This is a genomic window from Nonomuraea zeae (assembly GCF_005889725.1).
GTDB classification, from domain to species: domain Bacteria; phylum Actinomycetota; class Actinomycetes; order Streptosporangiales; family Streptosporangiaceae; genus Nonomuraea; species Nonomuraea zeae.
On the sequence record NZ_VCKX01000140.1, the window covers coordinates 11,873 to 31,456 of the forward strand.

At 71.2% G+C, this 19,584-nt stretch carries 18 protein-coding genes; 14 read left to right on the forward strand and 4 right to left on the reverse strand.

Translation table 11 applies throughout. The features are described from left to right. Positions 1-111 precede the first annotated feature (111 nt). Genes ETD85_RS35525 through ETD85_RS35550 form a run of 6 tightly spaced genes read left to right on the forward strand, consistent with a single transcriptional unit; the run spans position 112 to position 5,919 of the window. A complete protein-coding gene (locus tag ETD85_RS35525; RefSeq protein ID WP_138694201.1) occupies positions 112-948 on the forward strand; it encodes an STAS domain-containing protein in 837 nt (278 codons plus the stop codon). Further along, on the forward strand, positions 948-1,313 hold the full coding sequence (locus tag ETD85_RS35530; protein ID WP_138694202.1) for an STAS domain-containing protein: 366 nt from the start codon (positions 948-950) through the stop codon (positions 1,311-1,313). Before ETD85_RS35525 ends, ETD85_RS35530 begins: the two co-directional genes overlap by 1 nt. After that, positions 1,310-1,711, forward strand: a complete 402-nt coding sequence (locus ETD85_RS35535; protein ID WP_138694203.1) for an anti-sigma regulatory factor — start codon at positions 1,310-1,312, stop codon at positions 1,709-1,711. Before ETD85_RS35530 ends, ETD85_RS35535 begins: the two co-directional genes overlap by 4 nt. Continuing rightward, positions 1,708-2,703: an ATP-binding SpoIIE family protein phosphatase gene (locus ETD85_RS35540; RefSeq protein WP_240779641.1), complete on the forward strand. Its 996-nt coding sequence runs from the start codon at positions 1,708-1,710 to the stop codon at positions 2,701-2,703. The genes ETD85_RS35535 and ETD85_RS35540 overlap by 4 nt, the downstream gene beginning before the upstream one ends. Then, positions 2,700-4,358 carry an ATP-binding response regulator gene (locus ETD85_RS35545; protein WP_138694205.1) on the forward strand — a complete coding sequence of 553 codons (1,659 nt, stop codon included), beginning with the start codon at positions 2,700-2,702 and terminating at the stop codon, positions 4,356-4,358. The genes ETD85_RS35540 and ETD85_RS35545 overlap by 4 nt, the downstream gene beginning before the upstream one ends. After that, positions 4,351-5,919, forward strand: a complete 1,569-nt coding sequence (locus ETD85_RS35550) for a fused response regulator/phosphatase (protein ID WP_138694206.1) — start codon at positions 4,351-4,353, stop codon at positions 5,917-5,919. Before ETD85_RS35545 ends, ETD85_RS35550 begins: the two co-directional genes overlap by 8 nt. Positions 5,920-5,953: 34 nt before the next feature. On the opposite strand, the gene ETD85_RS35555 is transcribed toward ETD85_RS35550, so the two are convergent. After that, entirely contained in the window at positions 5,954-7,033 is a 1,080-nt protein-coding gene (locus tag ETD85_RS35555) for an ABC transporter ATP-binding protein (RefSeq protein ID WP_170247003.1), read from the reverse strand. Continuing rightward, the gene (locus ETD85_RS35560) at positions 7,017-8,018 is read right to left on the reverse strand and encodes an ABC transporter ATP-binding protein (RefSeq protein ID WP_138694207.1); all 1,002 of its coding nucleotides are present in this window, start codon (positions 8,016-8,018) and stop codon (positions 7,017-7,019) included. Before ETD85_RS35560 ends, ETD85_RS35555 begins: the two co-directional genes overlap by 17 nt. A 130-nt stretch (positions 8,019-8,148) precedes the next feature. Between ETD85_RS35560 and ETD85_RS35565 the strand changes: the two genes are divergently transcribed. The 7 genes from ETD85_RS35565 to ETD85_RS35595 are packed head-to-tail and all read left to right on the forward strand — an operon-like array spanning position 8,149 to position 15,815. Further along, positions 8,149-9,357, forward strand: coding sequence for a dipeptidase (locus tag ETD85_RS35565; protein ID WP_138694208.1), 1,209 nt, complete (start codon positions 8,149-8,151; stop codon positions 9,355-9,357). Then, positions 9,357-10,943 (forward strand): ABC transporter substrate-binding protein, encoded by a 1,587-nt coding sequence (locus ETD85_RS35570; protein ID WP_138694209.1) that lies wholly within the window; start codon positions 9,357-9,359, stop codon positions 10,941-10,943. Before ETD85_RS35565 ends, ETD85_RS35570 begins: the two co-directional genes overlap by 1 nt. Positions 10,944-10,948: 5 nt before the next feature. Beyond that, positions 10,949-11,902: an ABC transporter permease gene (locus ETD85_RS35575; protein ID WP_170247004.1), complete on the forward strand. Its 954-nt coding sequence runs from the start codon at positions 10,949-10,951 to the stop codon at positions 11,900-11,902. Further along, entirely contained in the window at positions 11,899-12,765 is an 867-nt protein-coding gene (locus ETD85_RS35580) for an ABC transporter permease (RefSeq protein WP_206059016.1), read from the forward strand. Before ETD85_RS35575 ends, ETD85_RS35580 begins: the two co-directional genes overlap by 4 nt. Next, the gene (locus tag ETD85_RS35585; RefSeq protein WP_138694211.1) at positions 12,762-13,931 is read left to right on the forward strand and encodes a M24 family metallopeptidase; all 1,170 of its coding nucleotides are present in this window, start codon (positions 12,762-12,764) and stop codon (positions 13,929-13,931) included. The genes ETD85_RS35580 and ETD85_RS35585 overlap by 4 nt, the downstream gene beginning before the upstream one ends. An 11-nt stretch (positions 13,932-13,942) precedes the next feature. Next, positions 13,943-14,809, forward strand: a complete 867-nt coding sequence (locus ETD85_RS35590; protein ID WP_138694212.1) for an alpha/beta fold hydrolase — start codon at positions 13,943-13,945, stop codon at positions 14,807-14,809. A 19-nt stretch (positions 14,810-14,828) separates the two neighbouring features. Then, positions 14,829-15,815, forward strand: a complete 987-nt coding sequence (locus ETD85_RS35595) for an Lrp/AsnC family transcriptional regulator (RefSeq protein WP_170247005.1) — start codon at positions 14,829-14,831, stop codon at positions 15,813-15,815. Positions 15,816-15,836: 21 nt separating this feature from the next. Here the strand turns inward: ETD85_RS35595 and ETD85_RS35600 are convergent, their stop codons facing one another. Further along, positions 15,837-17,198, reverse strand: a complete 1,362-nt coding sequence (locus tag ETD85_RS35600) for a phenylacetate--CoA ligase family protein (protein WP_138694214.1) — start codon at positions 17,196-17,198, stop codon at positions 15,837-15,839. Positions 17,199-17,288: 90 nt separating this feature from the next. Beyond that, complete coding sequence (locus ETD85_RS35605) at positions 17,289-18,506, reverse strand: MFS transporter (protein ID WP_138694215.1); 1,218 nt, start codon at positions 18,504-18,506, stop codon at positions 17,289-17,291. 123 nt (positions 18,507-18,629) lie between these two features. Here ETD85_RS35605 and ETD85_RS35610 point away from each other — a divergent pair. Next, positions 18,630-19,584, forward strand: a 955-nt coding sequence (locus ETD85_RS35610) for an ArsR/SmtB family transcription factor (RefSeq protein WP_240779642.1), incomplete at its 3' end; no start/stop codon positions are given.

Here is a 19,584-nt window from a genome sequence, read left to right on the forward strand (position 1 = left end):
GAGCCGGCGCACGGAGAGTGACGGCGTATCGGGGAAATCGGGAGTCCCTGATACCCGAGTAGTCGCACTAACATACGAGCACATTGCCAGCGCGCCTATTTGGAGTGATCTTTGTCAGTTCATGCCGATGTAGCCAGGCGAAGAATCGAGGACCTGCTCCGCACACATGAGGAGCAGGTCACTCGTCGCTGGAGTGAGATCGCCCAAGCCCCGCACGACGAGGTCGAGGAGCTTTACCGCGCCCTCCTCGCCGCGCTGCAGGAGGGCAAGAACGATTTCGCGGACGTACGCGGTCTGCTCGCCGAGCTGTCGCGCGCACGGGTCCGGGCCGGGCACACGCCTTCGGACACCTCCAGGCGGGTCTTCGCCCTGAAGGAGGCGGTCTACGAGGCCGTCGAGGCCGATGGCGACGCCGAGGCCCTGCGCGGGTTCATCGGGTTCTCCCGGCTGGTCGACGACCTGGGTTTGATCACGTTCGAGACCTACGTGGACGCCCGCGAGAAGATCATCTTGGACCAGGCCGAGCAGCTCCTGGAGCTGTCGACGCCGGTGGTCAAGCTGTGGGAGGGCATCGTGGCCGTGCCGCTGGTCGGCACGCTCGACTCCGCGCGCACCCAGGTGGTGATGGAGAAGCTGCTGCAGACGCTGGTCGAAACCGGCGCCGAGCACGCGGTCATCGACATCACCGGCGTGCCCGCCGTCGACACCCAGGTCGCCCAGCACCTGCTGAAGACCGTCGTCGCGGCCAGGCTGATGGGCGCCGAGTGCGTCATCTCCGGCATCCGCCCCCAGATCGCGCACACCATCGTCACTCTTGGCATCGAGTTCGGCGACATCGTGACCAAGGCCTCGCTGGCCGACGCGCTCGCGCACGCGCTCAAGCGCGGGGGCGTCCAGGTGATCGGGGCGTCGGGCCCGCGGGTCACCGTCCGGGCGGAGAGCGCGTAGTGCAGCGCGTTCCCGTACTCAAACTCGGCGACATCCTGATCGTCTCCATCCAGCTCGATCTGGAGGATCAGACCGTGCTGGCCCTCCAGGAAGACCTGGCCGACGCCGTGGTCGCCCACGGCGCCAGGGGCGTGATCATCGACATCTCCGCGGTGGAGATCGTCGACTCCTTCATCGGGCGGATGCTGGCCACGATCGCCGCGATGTGCCGCATGCTCGACGCGCAGACCGTGGTCGTCGGCATGCGCCCGGCCGTGGCGATCACGCTCGTCGAGCTCGGGCTGTCCCTGGGTGGCGTCCGTACGGCGCTCAACCTGGAGAAGGGCGTCGCGCTGCTGGAGCACGTCCGGGGCGCGACGCCGTGAGCACCGAGCAGGATCTGGCCGTGGCGAGCAGCGCCGACGTCGTCGCGGTGCGCCAGCTCGTCAGGAGCGTGGCCATCGACGTGGGGCTCTCCCTCGTCGACCAGACCAAGATCGTTACCGCGGCCAGCGAGCTGGCGCGCAACGCCCTCGTCTACGCCGGAGGCGGGGAGGTCCGCATCGCCGTCGTCGAGAACGGCCTCAGGCGCGGGCTCAAACTGATCGTCAACGATGAGGGGCCCGGCATCGCCGACCTGGAGCAGGCGCTCACCGACGGCTTCACCACGGGAAGCGGCCTGGGGCTGGGGCTCGGTGGATCACGCCGGCTGGTCGACGAGTTCGACCTGATCACCGCGCCGGGCAAGGGCACGACCGTGACGGTGACGAAGTGGGCCAGGTGACGAGCCCACAGGCCGAGACCTGGGTCCGGGCCGAGGATCCCAGCGCGGTCGGAGCGGTCCGGAGACAGGCCGTCCATCTCGCCGAGCAGGCCGGTTTCGACGCCACCTTGATCGGGCAGACGGCCGTGGCCGTCAGCGAGGCGGTGTCGAACCTCGTCAAGCATGCCGTGGAGGGAGCTGTGATGGTCCGCCCGCACCCGGAGACCGCCTCCACCGTCGAGCTCATCTCCCTGGACCGGGGGCCGGGCATGGCCGACATCGCCCGCGCGCTGCGTGACGGCTACTCCACCTCCGGGACGCTCGGCATCGGCATGGGGGCCATCGCCCGCATCGCCACCGGCTACGACGTGCACTCCCTGCCGGGCAAGGGCACGGTGCTCGCCATGCACTTCACCGCCGGCGACGCCGCGGCCCCGCCGCAGCGGGCCAGCGGCGTGACCAGGCCCATCGGCGACGAGACGGTCTGCGGCGACGCCTTCGCGATCTCCGAGATCGGCGCCGTCACCACCGTGATGATCTGCGACGGGCTGGGCCACGGCCACATCGCGGCGCAAGCCTCACAACGGGCCGTCGAGCTGTTCCAGCAGGTGCGCGACCAGGAGCCGCTGGCGATCCTGGACCACCTGCACCGCGGTCTGAGCGGCACCCGCGGCGGCGCCGTGGGAGTGGCGCGCGTCGAGCCGGGCGGCGTGACGTTCGCCGGCCTCGGCAACATCTCCGGCTGGGTCGCGCACGCCGAGGGGCGTCAAGGCATGGTGTCGGTGCCGGGAATCACCGGCCACAGGGGAGGACGCCTGCGGCAGTTCGCGTACGAGGTGCCCGCGTACGCCACCGTGGTGCTGCACTCCGACGGGCTGAGCGCGCGCTGGGACCCCTCGACCATGCCCGGCCTGTTCTCCCGCACCCCGGCGGTGATCGCCGCAGGTCTGATGCGCGAGGCGGGCACCCAGAGGGACGACGCCTCCGTGGTGACGGCGAGGCCGGGCGCATGACCGCGGCCGAGCTCATCCGGGTCAGGCTCACCGCCGACCAGGACGTCTTCGTCCTCCGCCGCCTCGGCCGGGCCGCCGCCGAGCTGGCCGGGCTGGACTCGCAGGACCAGATCCGCGTGGCGACGGCGCTCAGCGAGGCGGGCAGGGAGGTCCTCGGCCCCGACTCGACCGCGACGATCACGCTCGGCGAGACGGAGCTGCTGATCACCCTGGAGCACGCGAAGCGGTCCGACCTGGCCGGCTCCGAGGGCGTGACGCTGGCGCGCCGGCTGGTCGACGAGGTCACCCTCGACGAGGAGCGCGTGACGATCGTCAAGCGGCTGCGGCCCCGCCTCAGGCAGGCCCCCGTCGAGGAGATCCGCCACCGTCTCGCCGGCCTGGCGCCGGTCAGCGCGCTCGAGGAGCTGCGCGAGCAGAACAGGGAGCTGGCCGAGACGCTGCAGGACGTCCTGCACCTCAACGCCGAGCTGCAGGAGACCAACTCCGGCGTGATGGCGATGTACAACCAGCTCTCCGCCGAGCTGGAGGAGACCAACAGGGGAGTGGTGGCCCTGTACGCCGAGCTGGATGAGAAGTCCAGCCAGCTCCGCGAGTCGACCGAGGCCAGGAACCGCTTCTGGGCCACCGTCAGCCACGAGCTCCGCACCCCGCTCAACTCGGTCATCGGCCTGGTCAGGCTGCTGATCGGGCCGGGCGGCGACCCGCTGACGGAGGAGCAGGCCCACCAGGTGCGCCTCATCGGCAGCTCGACCGAGACGCTGCTGGAGCTCGTCAGCGAGCTCCTGGACATGGCCAAGGCGGAGTCCGGCCGCCTGGACCCGCAGCCGGCGACCGTGGACCTGGTGCGGATCGCCGACCAGCTCCACCTGACGATGCGCCCCACGAGCGAGCGGGCCGCCGTCGTGCTGCGCCACGAGGTGGCGCCCGAGGCGGCCGAGCTGTACGTGGACGAGGGGATGCTGCTGCGGATCCTGCGCAACCTGCTGTCCAACGCACTGAAGTTCACCGAGAGCGGCGAGGTGCGGCTCGAAGCCCGCATGGACGACGCCGGGCGCGAGGTCGTCATCACCGTGACCGACACCGGCATCGGCATCGGCGAGGAGCATCTGACCCGGGTGTTCGAGGACTTCTACCAGGTGCCGGGCTCGCTGCAGGTCCGCTACCGCGGCACGGGGCTGGGCCTGCCGTACGCGCGCCGCCTCGCCGAGGCGCTGGGCGGCACGCTGGAGCTGACCAGCACGCAGGGCGAGGGCACCACCGCCACGCTGCGGCTGCCCCACTACTCCGGCCGGCCGGAGCTGGAGCGCGTCCTGATCGCCGACGACGACGAGGTGTTCCGCGCCGCCGCCCGCCGCATGCTGCACGGCTTCGCCGTCCACGTGGACGAGGCCGCCGACGGCTCGGCCGCGCTCGACCTGATGGCGGCGGGAGCGCCGGACGTCATCCTGGTCGACCTGCTCATGCCGCGGGTCGACGGCTACGCCCTGCTCCAGCGGATGGCCGAGGACGCCGAGCTGAGGGGCATCCCTGTGGTGGTCGTGACGATCGCACCGCAGCGCGCACCCGACAGCAGGCCCGTACTCTCCAAGCACGGGCTGCGCAGAGAACAACTGCTGCAGGCGATCCGCAGCGCGAGAGGAGGCAAGGGTGACTGAGCCGGGGACGGTGCTGGTCGTGGACGACACGCCGACCAAGCGGTACATCCTGTCGAGCTGGCTGCGCAGGGCCGGCCACGAGGTGGTCGAGGCGGACGGCGGCGAGGAGGCGCTGCGCACGCTCTCCGCGCGGCACGTGGACCTGGTGGTCCTGGACGTGCGGCTGCCCGACATCCCCGGGTTCGAGGTGTGCGAGCGCATCAAGGCGAACCCCTCCACCGCCGCGATCCCCGTCATCCAGGTCTCGGCCAACGCCATCACGGTGGCCGACCGCGCCGAGGGCCTGGAACGCGGCGCGGACGCGTACCTGGCGGAGCCGATCGAGCCCGCCGAGTTCGCGGCCACGGTGGAGGCGATGCTGCGCTACTACCGCGCGCGGTGGCGAGCGGAGCTCATGGCCGCGCGCCTGGCCAACCTGGCGGACGTGACGCTCAGGATGAACGAGGCGGAGACCTTCTCCCAGCTCCTGACCGTGGCCGTCGAAGGCTCGGCCGAGCTGCTCGGACGCTTCTGCGGCACCCTCGCCCCGCTGCCCGACGGGCGGACCCGCCGCTACCGGGCCAGGCCCGGCGAGCCGGCCACCGCCCATCCGGCCGCCTCCGACGTGCTCGACCGCCTCGCCAGGGAGGCGCCCGAGGAGGCCGCGCGCACCCACGTGTTCACGCTCGGCGCCGACACCTGGCGCGGCCTCCTGCCCGACGTCCAGGTCGAGGGCGACGTCACCGGCGTGCTGTGCCGGACCAAGAAATCCAGAGGATCCGTCTACCTGGGGGTGGAGGCCGAGCAGCCGCTCGACGTCGACGAGATCAACCTGCTGCGCCAGCTCGGCCAGGAGCTGGCGCTGGCGGTGGACGCGCTGCGCGCCTTCACCGAGGAGCACGCCATCGCCCTCACCCTTCAGCGCAGCCTGCTGCCCAGCCGCATCCCCGAGGTGCCCGGGCTGCAGGTGGCGATGCGCTACCAGCCGGCCGTGGACAACGTCGAGATCGGCGGCGACTTCTACGAGGTGCTGCCGATCGGGGATCGGGTGCTGGTGGCCATCGGCGACGTGGAGGGGCACTCGCTGCACGCGGCGACCGTGATGGCGGAGCTGCGCCACGCCATGCGGGCCTCGTTCATCGGCCAGGTGGACCTGAGCGCGTCGCTCGACCTGCTCAACCAGATGATGCGGCGCTACCACCCGCGCATGACCGCCACGCTGTGCCTGGTACTCATCAACCCGGCGACGGGCGAGGTCGAGGTGGCCAACGCCGGGCACATCCCGCCGCTCTTCGCCGGGCCGGGCTGCTACTACCACGGCCTGGGCAACCTCCTGCTGGGGGCCATGCCGGAGGAGTACCAGGTGGACCGGCTGAAGCTGCCGCCCGGCGGCACGATGCTGCTGTTCACCGACGGGCTCGTGGAGGACCGCCGCCTCTCGCTCGACGAGAGCCTGGAGAACGCCAGGCGGCTGGCCGAGACCGTCGAGGACGACCTGGAGGACTTCGCCGAGCGGATGCTCGGCTCGTTCGGGGCGGGCGAGGACGACGTCGCCCTGGTCGTCGTCCGCCGGGACGCGTGACCCCGCAGGCCGGCGGCCGGGGGTCACGCGCCGGTCAGGAGGCCCGCTCGGCGTAGTGGCAGGCGGCGTAGTGCGCGCCGCCGCCGCTCTCCAGCACGGGCTCCGTTTCGGCGCACCGCTCGGTCGCCTTCCAGCAGCGCGTGTGGAAGCGGCACCCCGGGGGCGGCGCGACCGGGCTGGGCGGGTCGCCGGCCAGCATGATCCGCGACCGGCCGCGCAACTGCGGCTTCGGCACCGGCGCCGCCGACAGCAGCGCCATCGTGTACGGATGCGCGGGCGCCCCGTACACCTCCGCCGCCGGCCCCACCTCGGCCAGCCGGCCCAGGTACATCACCCCGACCCGGTGCGAGACGTGCCGGACCACGGCCAGGTCGTGGGCGATGAAGACCAGCGCCACGCCCAGCGTCCGCTGCAGCTCCGCGAACAGGTTGACCACCTGCGCCTGCACGGACATGTCCAGCGCGGACACCGGCTCGTCGCAGACGATCACGTCGGGCTCGGTGGCCAGCGCGCGGGCGATGCCGATCCGCTGCCGCTGGCCGCCGGAGAACTCGTGCGGGAAGCGGCTCATCCGGTCGGGCGACAGCCCCACCAGCGTGAGCAGCTCCCCGACCCGCTCCCGCATGGCGCGGGCGTTCGGCGACAGCCGGTGCACGCGCAGCGGCTCGGCGACGATGTCGTGCACGGTCATGCGGGGGTTGAGCGAGGTGAGGGGGTCCTGGAAGACCATCTGGACGCGCCGCCTGATGTCGCGCGGCACGCCGCCCCGGGTGAAGAACGGCCGGCCGCGGAAGGTCACCTCGCCCTCGTCGGGGCGTTCGAGGCCGACGAGCATCCGGGCCAGCGTCGACTTCCCGCAGCCGGACTCGCCGACGATGCCCAGCGTCTCACCGGCCCGCAGCTCCAGGTCGACGCCCGCGACGGCACGCACCGCGCCGCCCCTGGACAGCATCCCACCGCGGTAGGACTTGTGCAGGCCGGTCGCGCGCAGCACCGGCTCGGAGCCGGCGCCCTGACCGGGAGCGGGCCCGGCGGTGCTCGCGGCCGTGCTCCCCGGGCTGCTCCCCGGGCTGCTTCCGGGGGCGGGGGCGGCGGGTTCAGGCGATGGCGCCATCGAGCATCTCCTCCGAGTGGTGGCAGGCGGCCTGCCGGTCCGAGCCGGTGACCTTCGGCGCCAGCGCGGGCCGGGTGCTCACGCACACCTCCGTGGCCCGGTCGCAGCGCGGCGCGAACGAGCACCCGGGCGGCACCGACGCCGGGCTCGGCGGCGCGCCGGGGATGGCGCGCAGCTCCGAGGCGGGGCTGTCCAGGTCGGGGATGGCCGCGAGCAGCGCGCCGGTGTAGGGGTGGGCGGGGCGGTCGTACAGCTCGCCGACCTCGCCGCTCTCCACGATCCGCCCGGCGTACATCACCGCGATCCGGTCGCTGACCTCCGCCGCCACCCCGAGGTCGTGGGTGATCAGCAGCACGGCCGTGCCCAGCTCGCGGCGCAGCCGGTCGATGAGCGCCAGGATCTGGGCCTGTACGGTCACGTCCAGCGCGGTCGTCGGCTCGTCCGCGATGATCAGGTCGGGTTCGAGCGCCACCGCCATGGCCACGAGGATCCGCTGCCGCATCCCGCCGGAGAACTGGTGCGGGTAGTCGTCGATCCGCTTGCCGGCGGCCGGGATGCCGACCAGCTCCAGCAGCTCGACCGAGCGGGCCCTGGCCGCCTTGCGCGACAGGCCCCTGTGCACCCTGAACAGCTCCCCGACCTGGTCACCTATGCTGAGGACGGGATTCAGGGCGGACAGCGCGTCCTGGAAGACCAGGGTCATCTCGCTGCCGCGCAGGGCCCGGCGCTCGTCGGCGGACATCGCGAGCAGGTCCCGGCCGCCGAGTCTGGCGACCTGCGAGCGCACCTGGACGTTCGGCTGGTCGAGCAGACCCATGACGGCCTTGGCGGTCACGGACTTGCCCGATCCCGACTCGCCGAGCAGGGCCAGGGTCTGGCCGCGTTCGATGGTCAGGTCCACGCCGCGCACCGCGGGGATCTCGCGTCCGTGGGCGGTGAACGTGACGTGCAGGTCGCGGATTTCCAGGACCGGTGGTTCGCTCACCGCACCCCCTTCTCAAATGTGACGGAACCTGGCGTCTGCTCAGGCCCTCTTGCCGAAAAACAACTCTAATATTGCCTTTTGCGCCCGATCCTGGCAAGCTTCCGGGCATTCGGACAAGAGGGGATAGAAAGTGCTGGAAGCCGCGAAGAGCTACAAGGGCTACCGTTCCTACGAGTACTTGGAAGCGGGAGCCGACTATCGCGCGTTCGACCTGGCGCCCGAGCTCGGCCGGGTTCCGGCCTACCAAGGGCCCGAGCTCTCCACCGAGCAGACCGAGCGTGTACGCCGCCTGCTCACTGACAACCTGGTCGTCTCCCTGCACGACCACCCGTCGATCTTCCCCGACGACATCCGCCAGACCGTCGACTACAACCGCACCGCCCGCCACCACACCGGATACGAGGGCCTGGCCCGCTCCGGCATGACCGTCGTCTTCGACAACCTCATGGACGGCACCTGCTGCATCACCAGCCAGGCGGGCTGGAAGTGGAACGACGTGGTCGCCGACATCGGCATGCGTCTGTCGGACATCGCGCACCAGGACTTCCTCATCAAGGTCGAGCGCCTGGCCGACGTGCACGAGGCGCACGCGAGCGGCCGCATCGGGCTCGTGCTCGCCCTCGAGGCCGCGACCATGATCGAGAACGAGGTCGACCGGATCGACATGCTGTACGGCTTCGGCGTACGGCAGATGGGCATCGCCTACAGCGAGGCCAACACCCTGGGCAGCGGCCTGAAGGAGCGCGGCGACGGCGGCCTGACCCTGTTCGGCGAGAAGGCCGTGCGCCGCATGAACAAGCTGGGCATCGCCATCGACGTCTCCCACTCGGGCGACCAGACCTCGCTCGACACGATCCGCCACTCCGACAAGCCGATCCTCATCACCCACGCGGGCGCCAGGTCGGTCTGGCCGACGAACCGGATGAAGCCGGACTCCGTCATCAAGGCCGCGGCCGAGCGCGGCGGCGTGATCGGCCTGGAGGCGGCCCCGCACACGACGCTGTCCGCGGACCACCCGCGCCACAGCCTGGAGTCGGTCATGGACCACTTCACCTACTGCGTGGACCTGGTCGGCATCGACCACGTGGCCTTCGGCCCCGACACTCTGTTCGGCGACCACGTGGGCCTGCACGACACGTTCGCCGAGCACCTGTCGCTCAACGAGGCGCACGCGGGCCAGTCGTACGAGAAGGTCCCCTATGTGGACGGCCTGGAGAACCCGGCCGAATGCTTCTGGAACATCATCGCCTGGCTGGTCGGCCACGGCTACTCCGACGAGGAGATCACCAAGGTCGTCGGCGGCAACGTCATGCGCGTGCTGGAAGAGGTCTGGATCTGATGAGACGTGCGACCCTCCTGGCGGCCCTGCTGGGGGCCGTCACCCTGAGCGCGGCCTGCGCGCCCAGCGTGCCGGGCTCGTCCTCGGGCGGCTCGGGCTCCGGCTCCGAGGCCCCGGCGAGCGCCGACCGGCTGACCATCGGCACCACCGCCGACGTGGTCAACTACAACCCCCTCGTCGGCAACAGCCGTACGGACTCGTGGGTCACCAACCTGATGTACCCGCACCTGACCCAGATGGACGAGACCGGCAAGCGCGTGCCGTACCTGGCGACCGAGTGGTCGTACTCGGAGGACGGCAAGACCGCCACCGCCAAGCTGCGCGACGACATGAAGTGGTCCGACGGCAAGCCGGTGACCGCCGACGACGTGGTGTTCTCGGTGACGGCGGTGCAGAAGGAGAAGTTCGGCGTGGTCGCCGGGCTCATCACCGCCATGGACAAGGCGGAGGCGGTCTCGCCGACCGAGGTGAAGTTCCACCTCACCCGCGCGGACGGCACGTTCCTGGACAACGTCGGCTTCTGGCTGCCGATCGTGCCCAAGCACGTGTTCGAGAAGGCGCCGAGCGTGCAGAAGTTCGCCAACGACGCGAACTGGGTGAGCGCCGGGCCGTTCAAGCTGACCAAGGTCGAGCGCGGCCAGCGCTACATCATGGAACGCGTGGACGGCTTCGGCCCCGGGCAGCCGGCCGTCAAGGAGATCGTCTTCCGGGTGTTCCCCGACGTGAACACCGAGGTCCTCGCCCTGCGCAACGGCGAGATCGACCTGATCGGCAACGTGCTGCCGCCCGCCACCGCGACCGAGCTGAAGAGCGACCAGAAGGTCAAGCTGCAGCAGATCCCGTCGCTGGGCTGGGCGCACCTGCAGTACAACACCAAGCGCAAGCCGCTGGACGACGTACGCGTGCGGCAGGCGCTCGCGCACGCCGTGGACTACGAGGCGATCCGCAACATCGCGCTCAAGGGCTTCGCCAAGTCCTCCAACTCCAGCGTGCTGACGCCGTCGCTGCCGGCCTACACCGACCCGGCCTCGAAGGAGTACGCCTTCGATCCGGAGCAGTCCAAGAAGCTGCTGGCCGAGGCCGGGGTCACCAACCTCAGCCTGGGCATGATCTACGACCAGGCCGACCCGAACATCGCCCGCTGGGCCCCCATGGTGCGCGACGCGGCGAAGAAGGCCGGGATCACGATCAAGCTGCAGGGCCTGGAGCGGAACACGTACCTGGACAAGACCGCCAAGCGCGACTTCGACATCTACGCCGGGTCGTGGGCGGTCATGGACAACCCGCCCGCGAACCTCGGGCTGGCCTTCAAGACCGGCGGGTTCATCAACTACGCCCAGGTCAGCGACCCCAAGCTGGACGACCTGATCGACCAGGCACAGAAGGCGCTGACCCAGGAGGAGGCCAAGGCGCCGATCCAGGAGGCCGCGCGCATCATCCACGACCAGGTCTACGACAACGTCCTGTACGTGGAGACGTTCAACATCGCGCACTCCACCAAGTGGACCGGGTTCAAGCCGATGCCGAGTGAGCTGCTGTCCATCCTGAACCCGCTCTCCCTCGCCTCGGCGAAGCCGGCGGGCTGATGCCCATGCGGTTCATCGGTCTCCGGCTGGCGCGCGGCCTGCTCACCCTGTGGTTCGCGGTCACGGTGACGTTCTTCCTGGTCCGCCTGCTGCCCGGCGACCCGGTGCTGGCCGTGGCCGACCCGAACATGACCGAGGAACTGCGGCTGAAGCTGCTGGCCGACTTCGGCCTGGACAAGCCGCTCGGCGCGCAGTACCTCGACTATCTGGGCCAGCTCCTGCAGGGCAACCTCGGGATGTCGTTCAGGCAGTCGATCCCGGTGACGACCGTCCTGATGGAACGGCTGCCCTGGACGCTGATCCTGACGATCTCGGCCATGGTGGTGACGATCGTGCTGGGCATCCCGCTCGGCGTGCTCGCCGCCACCGGAGCCAGGGGCTGGCTGGACCGCATGATCCAGCTCACCGGCGTCACCGCGCAGTCGTTGTTCGTGCCGAGCGTCGGCATCTTCCTCATGTACGTCCTGGGGGTCTGGCTCGGCTGGTTCCCCATCGGCGGCGCGGTCGATCTCGACGCCACCGGCTTCGGCGCCACCCTCAGCATGGTCCACCACCTGGTGCTGCCGTGCCTGTCGCTGGTCCTCATCCAGCTCGGCGGTTACGTGCTGACGATGCGCACCACGCTCATCGACGCGCTGGGCGAGGACTACGTCGCGCTGGCCAAGGCGAAGGGCGTGCGCCCGGGGAAGGTCGTGTGGAAGCACGCCCTGCGCAACGCGCTGCTGCCGACGACCACGATCGCCGGGCTCCAGCTCGGCACCCTGGTCGGCGGCGCGGTGCTGACCGAGACGATCTACGCCTACCCGGGCATCGGCCGCGCCATCTTCGAGGCGGTCGGCCAGCTCGACTTCCCCGTCCTCCAGGGCGCGTTCGTGCTGCTCGCGGCGGCCGTCGTGGTCGCCAACCTGATCACCGACGTGGCCTACGGAATCCTCGACCCCAGGGTGCGTACCTCATGACAGCCCTCATGACCGCCGCGACCGAGGAGCTGACGCCGCGCCGGCGGACCTGGTCGGCCTTCCGGCGCAACCCTCTCGGCGTGGCCAGCGGGATCGTCCTGCTCCTGCTGGCCCTGGTCGCCGTCTTCGCGCCGCTGATCGCGCCCTTCCCCGAGGGGTACGGCGCCGACACCTCGCAGCCGCCCTCGGCCGCGCACTGGTTCGGCACCGACGACATCGGCCAGGACGTCTTCGCCCAGGTCGTCTGGGGCACCAGGGTCAGCATGGCGGTCGGCGTCAGCGCCTCCGTGCTGGCCATCGTGATCGGCCTGCTGATCGGCGTCAGCGCGGCCTACTTCCGGCGCCTGGACACCCCGCTCGGCGTGCTGGTGGACCTGTCGCTGTCGCTGCCCGTGCTGCCGCTGATGATCCTGGTGGCGGCGCTGGCGGGGCCGAGCGTGCGCACGCTGGCCGTGGTGATCGCGCTGTTCAGCTGGCCCGAGGTGGCCCGCGTGGTGCGCTCGCAGGCGCTGTCCATCGTGCCCATGCCGTTCGTGTCGGCGGCCAAGGTCGTCGGCGGCTCGGCGCTGTGGATCGTGCGTACGCACCTGCTGCCCGGCGTCATCCCCGTCGTGGGCGTGTCGGTCGTGCTGACCACCTCCCGCGCCGTGCTGGCCGAGGCGGGCCTGTCGTTTCTCGGCCTGGGCGACCCGAACAGCTGGTCGTGGGGCACGATCCTGCACAAGGCGCAGCAGTCCGGCTCGCTCGCCTCCGCCTGGTGGACCACCCTGTTCCCGTCGCTGGCCATCCTGCTGCTGGTCCTGTCCACGACCCTGCTGTCGGTGGCCTACAACGACGCCCGCAACCACAGGAACGGCTCATGACCTTCTCCCAGAAGCTGCCCGGCTCCTTCTACGCCGGAGCGCTCGACCGGGTACGGGCGGAGATGTCCGCCGCCGGTCTGTCCGCCCTGATGCTGGACGACCCGCTCGACGTCGCCTACCTCACCGGCTTCCACCACTTCCCGAACGAGCGGCCGGTCGCCTGCTGGCTGCCGATCGACGGCGAGCCGGTGCTGCTCGTGCCCGACCTGGAGCGCGAGTACGCCGAGGACCAGCGGGCCAGGGCCGAGATCGTGGCCTACCCGGAGTTCCCCGGGGTCAGGTCGCCGTTCGCGGTGCTCGCCGGGCACGTACGCGTCCCCGGCACCGCCGCGTACGCGCCTTCCACCAGCGTCGCCCGTACCCGGGCCCTGGCCGAGGCGTTCCCCGCCACCCGCTGGAGCGACTCCGACGCGGTCGGCCGCACGCGGCTGCGCAAGCAGCCCGAGGAGATCGTGCTGCACGAGGAGGCCGCCCGCATCGCCGACCAGATGATCGCGGCCGGGGTCGAGCTGGTCAGGGCGGCCGTCGAGGCCGGCGGCGAGCTGCCCGCCGAGACGGAGCTGGCCGCGCACGTCATCTCCCACGGCTCCCGCCTCATGTACGACCGGCACGAGGACGTCGTCGTCGTCCCCATGCTGACCGGCGGGCTCGTCTACGGCGGCCCCAACTCGGCCCAGCCGCACCGTCTGCCCGGCGGCGATCGGCTGCGGGCGGGGGAGACGTTCATGCTCTCGCTCGGGTGCGCGGTCGGCGGCAGGTTCGTGGAGAGCGAGCGCACGTTCGTGATCGGCGAGCCCACGACGCGGCAGGCCCGCTACTACGAGACCGTCCGCGAGGCGCAGGAGATCGGCACCGAGGCGCTGGTCGCGGGCGTCACCTGCGAGGAGGCCAACCGCCGCTGCCTGGCGGTGATCGAGGAGGCCGGGCTCGGCGAGCACATCCGCCACCGGCAGGGGCACGGCATCGGGCTCGGCTTCCACGAGCCGCCGTGGCTGTCCGACGGCGACGCCACCGAGCTGGCCCCCGGCATGATCCTGTCCAGCGAGCCCGGCGTGTACGTGCCGGGCCACGCCGGATACCGCATCTCCGACACCGTCCTCGTCACCGAGTCCGGGCCGCGCAGGCTCACGGCGTACCCGCGCGAGCTCACCGACGTGATCATCTGAAAGGGAAATCGTTGTTCGTCGACATCAATGGCAACCCGCTCAACGTAGAGGTGCTCGGGGAGGGCGAGCGGACGATCATCGCCCACCACGGCGCCCCGGGGCTGGGCTCGCTCGCCGAGCCCAAGGCCAGCTTCGGCCGGCTGGCGGACACGTACCGGGTGGTCGTCTTCGACGCCAGGGGCTCGGGCGCGAGCGGCGAGAACGGCCCCTACACCCACGAGCAGTGGGTCGAGGACGTCGAGGGCCTGCGCCGCTGGCTCGGCGTGGAGCAGGTGGTGATCGCCGGCGGCTCGTACGGCGGCTTCATCGCCATGGAGTACGCCGCCCGCCACCCCGGCAGGGTGCGCGCCGTCGTGCTGCGCGACACCTCCGCCGACAACGGCAACCAGGAGCTGGCCACCCGCAACGCCGCCGCCTCCTCCCGGGTCGCGATCGACCAGGCCAAGCTGGACCGGATCATGTCCGGCACCGTGCGCGACGACGAGGACCTGCGCGACTGCTGGCGGGAGATCCTGCCGCTCTACGACCACGACTACGACCCGGCCAAGGTCGAGCAGCGGGCCGCCGCCACGCCGTACCACTACCGGACGCACAACTACGCGTTCGCCGTGAACCAGCCGAACTACGACATCAAGCACCTGCTGCCCGGCATCACCGCGCCGACCCTCGTGACCGTCGGCCGCCACGACTGGATCACGCCCGTCGAGTGCAGCGAGACCATCGCCGGGCTGATCCCCGGCGCCGAGCTGCGGGTCTTCGAGCAGTCGGGACACTCACCGCAGGTCGAGGAGGCCGAGCTGTGGGAGTCGGTCGTCCGCGAGTTCCTGGAGCGCGCGTTCTCGGACGAGCTGCCGGACAAGGTGCGAGAACGGCACTGAACGCGCGATGATGCCCCCGATGGAAGATCTCGATGAACTCGACCGGAAGATCCTGGCCGCGCTGCAGCTGAACGGCCGGGCGAGCTGGACGGACATCGCCCAGTTGCTGAGCATCTCCACCACCACGGTGGCGCGGCGGGCCCAGCACCTGTTCGGCGCCGGGCTGGCGCGGGTGGCGGTGCTGCCGCACCTGGAGCACGACGGGCCGGTGCACGTGTTCATAGTGCGGCTGACCTGCGCGCCGGGCAGCCAGCTCAAGGTGGCGGCGCTGCTGGCGACCAACCCCGACATCCGGTACGTCACGATCGTCACCGGGGGCTACGACATCGTCTTCGAGCTGGTCGCGCCCAAGCACCGCGACCTCTACTCGATGCTCGTCGAGTTCGTGCACACCGTCCCCGGGGCCCAGCAGAGCAACGCCGACCTGGTGCTGCACACCTACAAGCGGAGCTACGACTGGAGCGAGCCCGTGGTGGGGGAGCCGGCGCCGTTCGCCCTGCACCCGCCCGCGCACACGTGCGAGCGCGGGCACCTCGACGACGTCGACCGCGACGTGCTCGCCGCCGTGCGGGACGACGGGCGGGCCAGCTTCCACTCGATCGGCCGCCGGATGGGCATCAGCGAGAGCACGGCCAGGCGGCGGCTGGAGGCCATGCTGGAGCGCGGCTGCGCGACGGTGGCCACGTTCATCCCCGCCGCCGCGCTCGGCTACGAGGCCGAGATCCTGCTGTGGCTGTCGGTCGAGCCGAGCATGCAGGACCGCGTGGCCGAGCGGCTGTCGGAAGAGCGCGGCGTACGCATGATCGCCTCCCTGCTGGGGCAGGCGTCGCTCATCTGCGAGGTGATCGTGCCGACCACGGCCGACCTGCACCACTTCACCTCGCGCACGCTGGCCTCGGTGCCGGGCATCCAGTCGTGGACGGCCGGGGTGCAGGTGCTGACCGTCAAGCGCGGCTTCCTCATGGTGCCGTGGGCCGAGGAGCGGATCGCGGCGGCACTGGTGTAGCGGTAGCCGCTGTTGGCGGGGCTACCGGGTGTAGCGATGCTTGGCCCCCGGCGGGAAATACTCGGGGTCGCCCGCCTCGCGCAGCCGGATGAACGGCACCTGCTGCGGCACGGGCACGTAATGGGCGAACTCGCTGTTCAGCCGCAGGAGCTGGGCCTGGATCGAGGCGCCCACGGCCTGGGCGACCTCGTCGGACGGCTTCTCGCCCGGCGCGAGCTCCACCGTGACCGTCAGGTGCCGGTCGTGCGCCGCGTCCTCCACCACCTCCAGGACGAACTTGCCCATCACCGGGCCGCTCACCTCCGGCTGCTCCAGGCCGACCGCGATGTTCTCCGGGTAGACGTTCGCGCCGTAGTAGGACACGGTGAAGTGGCTGCGGCCGAAGACGTACACGAACGGCCGCTGCGGGCCCTCCGCCTCGGGCTCGAAGCCGTGCCGCCGGACGAACTCCAGCATCCGCTCGTACGGGATCACACCGCCCTCGTCGGCGATGTGGTAGCGGATCAGCGGGACGCCGTTGTCGCCGGAGAAGAGCAGCGTGCCCTCGTGCTCCTCGAAGAAGCGGACATCCGGGTCGTACTGGACGAGCGTCGGCAGCCTGGACTCGCCGAAGAGCTCGCGGGCCGTGCCGGGGCGGGCCGACAGGAACCGGCGGATCCCGGTTGACAGCGCGGTCTCGTTGCCCAGGACGCCCGCGTCGGCGGTGCCGTAAAGGGAGGCTATGCCCTTCACCGGGTCGGCGATGCCCGCCCGCTCGGCGACCAGGGTGCGCCACTCCTCGCTGAACACCTCGCCCGCCGTGACCAGCTTGACGTCCCAGTCGGCCCAGGGGAGGCCCTCGGTGTCGATGACGTTCTTCAGGAACGGCGGGTAGCCCAGGAGCACCACCTGGTCGAAGTGCGGGGCCAGCTCGGGCAGGACGCGGGCGATCTCCCGCCGGTCGCTCCCGGGCGCGACCACGGTGACCGGATAGCCGCGCGCGGCCAGGAGGCGGCAGCAGCTCACGGTGAACAGGCCGCCCACCCAGGTGCCGAGGGCGAAGCAGACCACGGCCAGGGTACGGCGCTCGCGGGCGGCGAAGGAGTCCCTGAAGACCTCCTCGAAGCGGGCCGCGATCACCTCCTCGTCGGACACCGAACGCGGCCAGAAGCCCGGCACGCCGGTCGAGCCGGAGGACACCGCGATCATGTCCCCGATGACGCCGTCCCTGCACAGGTCGGGCAGGGGGTGGCGGAGGATGTAGTTGTCCTTGGTCGTCATGGGCAGCCGCTCGAAGTCCCCGAGCGTCACGACCGTGGCGGGATCGACGCCGTTCTCCGCCAGGAACGTCCTGTACGCGGGCACCGTCGCCGCCACCTGCTGGAAGAGCTCAACCGGGTCCATCAGCCGAATGTACGGCGGATGGCGGGGGAGCGGAACCGCACACCCGCCACCGGGGAGGACGCCGGGCGCCGAGTGCCCTGCGGCCTGGGATCAGACCTCGCGGCGCAGCGGGCTGAGCCAGATCGGCATCCAGCTGAGCGCCATGATCACTGCCCCCGCCCACATCGCCGCCCCGATGCCCCAGACCTCGCCGAGAAGGCCCGCCAGCAGGCCACCGACACCGACGGCGCCCATCAGGATCAGGCGCATGGTGGCGTTCATCCGGCCGAGCATCGAGTCGGGCGTGACCTTCTGCCGGAAGCTGACGAGCAGCACGTTGTTCACCCCTGTCCGGAAGCACAGGACGCTCCACGCGGTCGCCGAGATCCAGATGTTCCAACCGGCGAACGGCACCAGCAGCGCGAACGGGGCAGTGGCCACGCCGACGATCCACACGGCACGCCCGCGGCCGAACCGGCGGCCGATCAGGTGGGCCGTCGAGGAGCCCGCCAGCATGCCCAGGCCGCCGACGGCGAGATAGGCCCCGAGCACCCAGGCGGGATGCCCGAGCTCGTTCACGACCAGCACGGGCAGCAGCGTCGAGCAGAGCGGGAACGCGAGGTTCGTCATGCCGCCCTGCGCCGCGATGGCGACGAGGACCCGGTTGCCGAAGAGGAAGCGCACCCCGTCGCCGATCTGCCGCCCGAGCCGCTCACCGGGCGCGGGGGCGGGCACGGGCTCGGGCTTGCCGATCCGGCGCAGCCACACGGCCGAGCAGAGGTAGGTGAGCGCGTTCAGCAGGATCGCCACGGGCGCGCCCGCGAGGGTCAGCAGCACTCCGGCGGCGCTTCTGCCGCCCACGTCCATCGCCGCGTTCGTGCCGACGAGTGCCGAGTTCGCCGCCGTGAGCCGGTCGCGGCCGACCAGATGCGGGACCGTGCTCTGCGAGGCGACGTCGAAGAAGAGCGTGCCGACCCCGGTCGCGATGGCGACGCCGTACAGCTGGGTCATCGTGAGCGTGCCCAGCCACCACGCGACCGTCACCGACAGCAGGAACGCGGCGCGGACCAGGTCCGTGGCGATCATCACCGGGCGGCGCCTGACCCGGTCCACCCATGCTCCGGCGGGCAGGCCGAGCACGAGCACGGTGATGGTGGTCAGGGCGCTGAGCAGGCCCACTTCGCCGGGCCCCGCGTCGAGGGCGGTCACCGCGAGCAGCGGCATCGCCACGTAGCCGACCTGGGCGCCGAACTGGCTGACCGCCGAGGCCAGGTAGAGGTTTCTGAAGGAGGGGTCACGGAGGAGCGGAGTCTCGGCAGCTGTTGTCACCCCCCATTGATGCTGGAATAGTCGGCGGGCGCGCCATCGATTAAGGGGAGAGCGAATCAGATGGGTCTTGAGCTGACCTTCTCCACGCAGGATGCGGCTAATGTCCGCTTTGCTGTCTCTCCTTTGTGGGAGGTCGTGGCCAGCGCCCGGGTGGTGAAGAACCCGTCCGCGCACGCCGCGCTCAAGCCCTGGGCCGAGCGGGTGCGCCGCCGGCTCGCCGACGTCGACTGGCGGTTGCTGTCCGATCTGGTGCCGGTGCCGACGATCTCGATCGTCGGCTTCGTCTGCCCGCCGCCTTCCACCTCCGTGCCGGACCTGGAGGTGGAGCTCGCCACCATGGTGGCGATGGCGCCGCTCGTCCAGGAGGGCCTGGACATCTGGGACGGTCCGCGCACCGAAGCGATCCAGGCGCTCCACGCCGACCCGGCGGGCGGCCTGGAACGGCTGGCCGGGGAGATCCGGGACTACTGGGAGGCGGCCATCGCGCCCTACTGGCCCCGGATCAGGGCCCTGCTCGAAGGCGACGTGCTCTACCGCGCCCGGCTGCTGGCCGAGGGCGGCCTGCGGCGCATGCTCAGCGACCTCGACGCCGCCGTGACGTGGGAGGAAGGGACGCTGCGCCTGCCGAAGGCGGTCTGCGAAGGCGTGCGCCCGCTGGGCGGGCTGGGGCTGCTGCTCGTGCCGTCGGTGTTCACCTGGCCACGCGTCTTCTCCATCACGACCCCGCCCTGGCAGCCCACGATCCGCTACCCGCCGCGCGGCGTCGCGACGCTCTGGGAGCACCGCGAGAGCGACCCGCCACAGGCGCTGGCCGCCGTGCTCGGCCGGACCCGCGCCCGGCTGCTGGCCTCGCTCGACCAGCCCGCCTCGACCCGGGACCTGGCCACCCGCCTCGACCTGTCGGAGCCAGGCGCGAACCAGCACCTCACCGCCCTCCGCCGGGCCGGGCTGGCCACCGCGCACCGCACGGGGAGATACGTCCTGTACGCCCGTACGGCCGTCGCCGAGACGTTGCTCGCCGGCGACGCGACCAGCCACGGACACCCACGCGCGGGAGCCCCCCACCTCCTCCCCGACC

Bases quoted from the DNA above. Each gene is read 5' to 3' on its own strand.
- ETD85_RS35580 (WP_206059016.1), top strand. From the start codon at position 11,899: ATGACAGCCCTCATGACCGCCGCGACCGAGGAGCTGACGCCGCGCCGG.
- ETD85_RS35555 (WP_170247003.1), bottom strand. From the start codon at position 7,033: ATGGCGCCATCGCCTGAACCCGCCGCCCCCGCCCCCGGAAGCAGCCCG.
- ETD85_RS35585 (WP_138694211.1), top strand. From the start codon at position 12,762: ATGACCTTCTCCCAGAAGCTGCCCGGCTCCTTCTACGCCGGAGCGCTC.
- ETD85_RS35595 (WP_170247005.1), top strand. From the start codon at position 14,829: ATGGAAGATCTCGATGAACTCGACCGGAAGATCCTGGCCGCGCTGCAG.
- ETD85_RS35570 (WP_138694209.1), top strand. From the start codon at position 9,357: ATGAGACGTGCGACCCTCCTGGCGGCCCTGCTGGGGGCCGTCACCCTG.
- ETD85_RS35545 (WP_138694205.1), top strand. From the start codon at position 2,700: ATGACCGCGGCCGAGCTCATCCGGGTCAGGCTCACCGCCGACCAGGAC.
- ETD85_RS35575 (WP_170247004.1), top strand. From the start codon at position 10,949: ATGCGGTTCATCGGTCTCCGGCTGGCGCGCGGCCTGCTCACCCTGTGG.
- ETD85_RS35600 (WP_138694214.1), bottom strand. From the start codon at position 17,198: ATGGACCCGGTTGAGCTCTTCCAGCAGGTGGCGGCGACGGTGCCCGCG.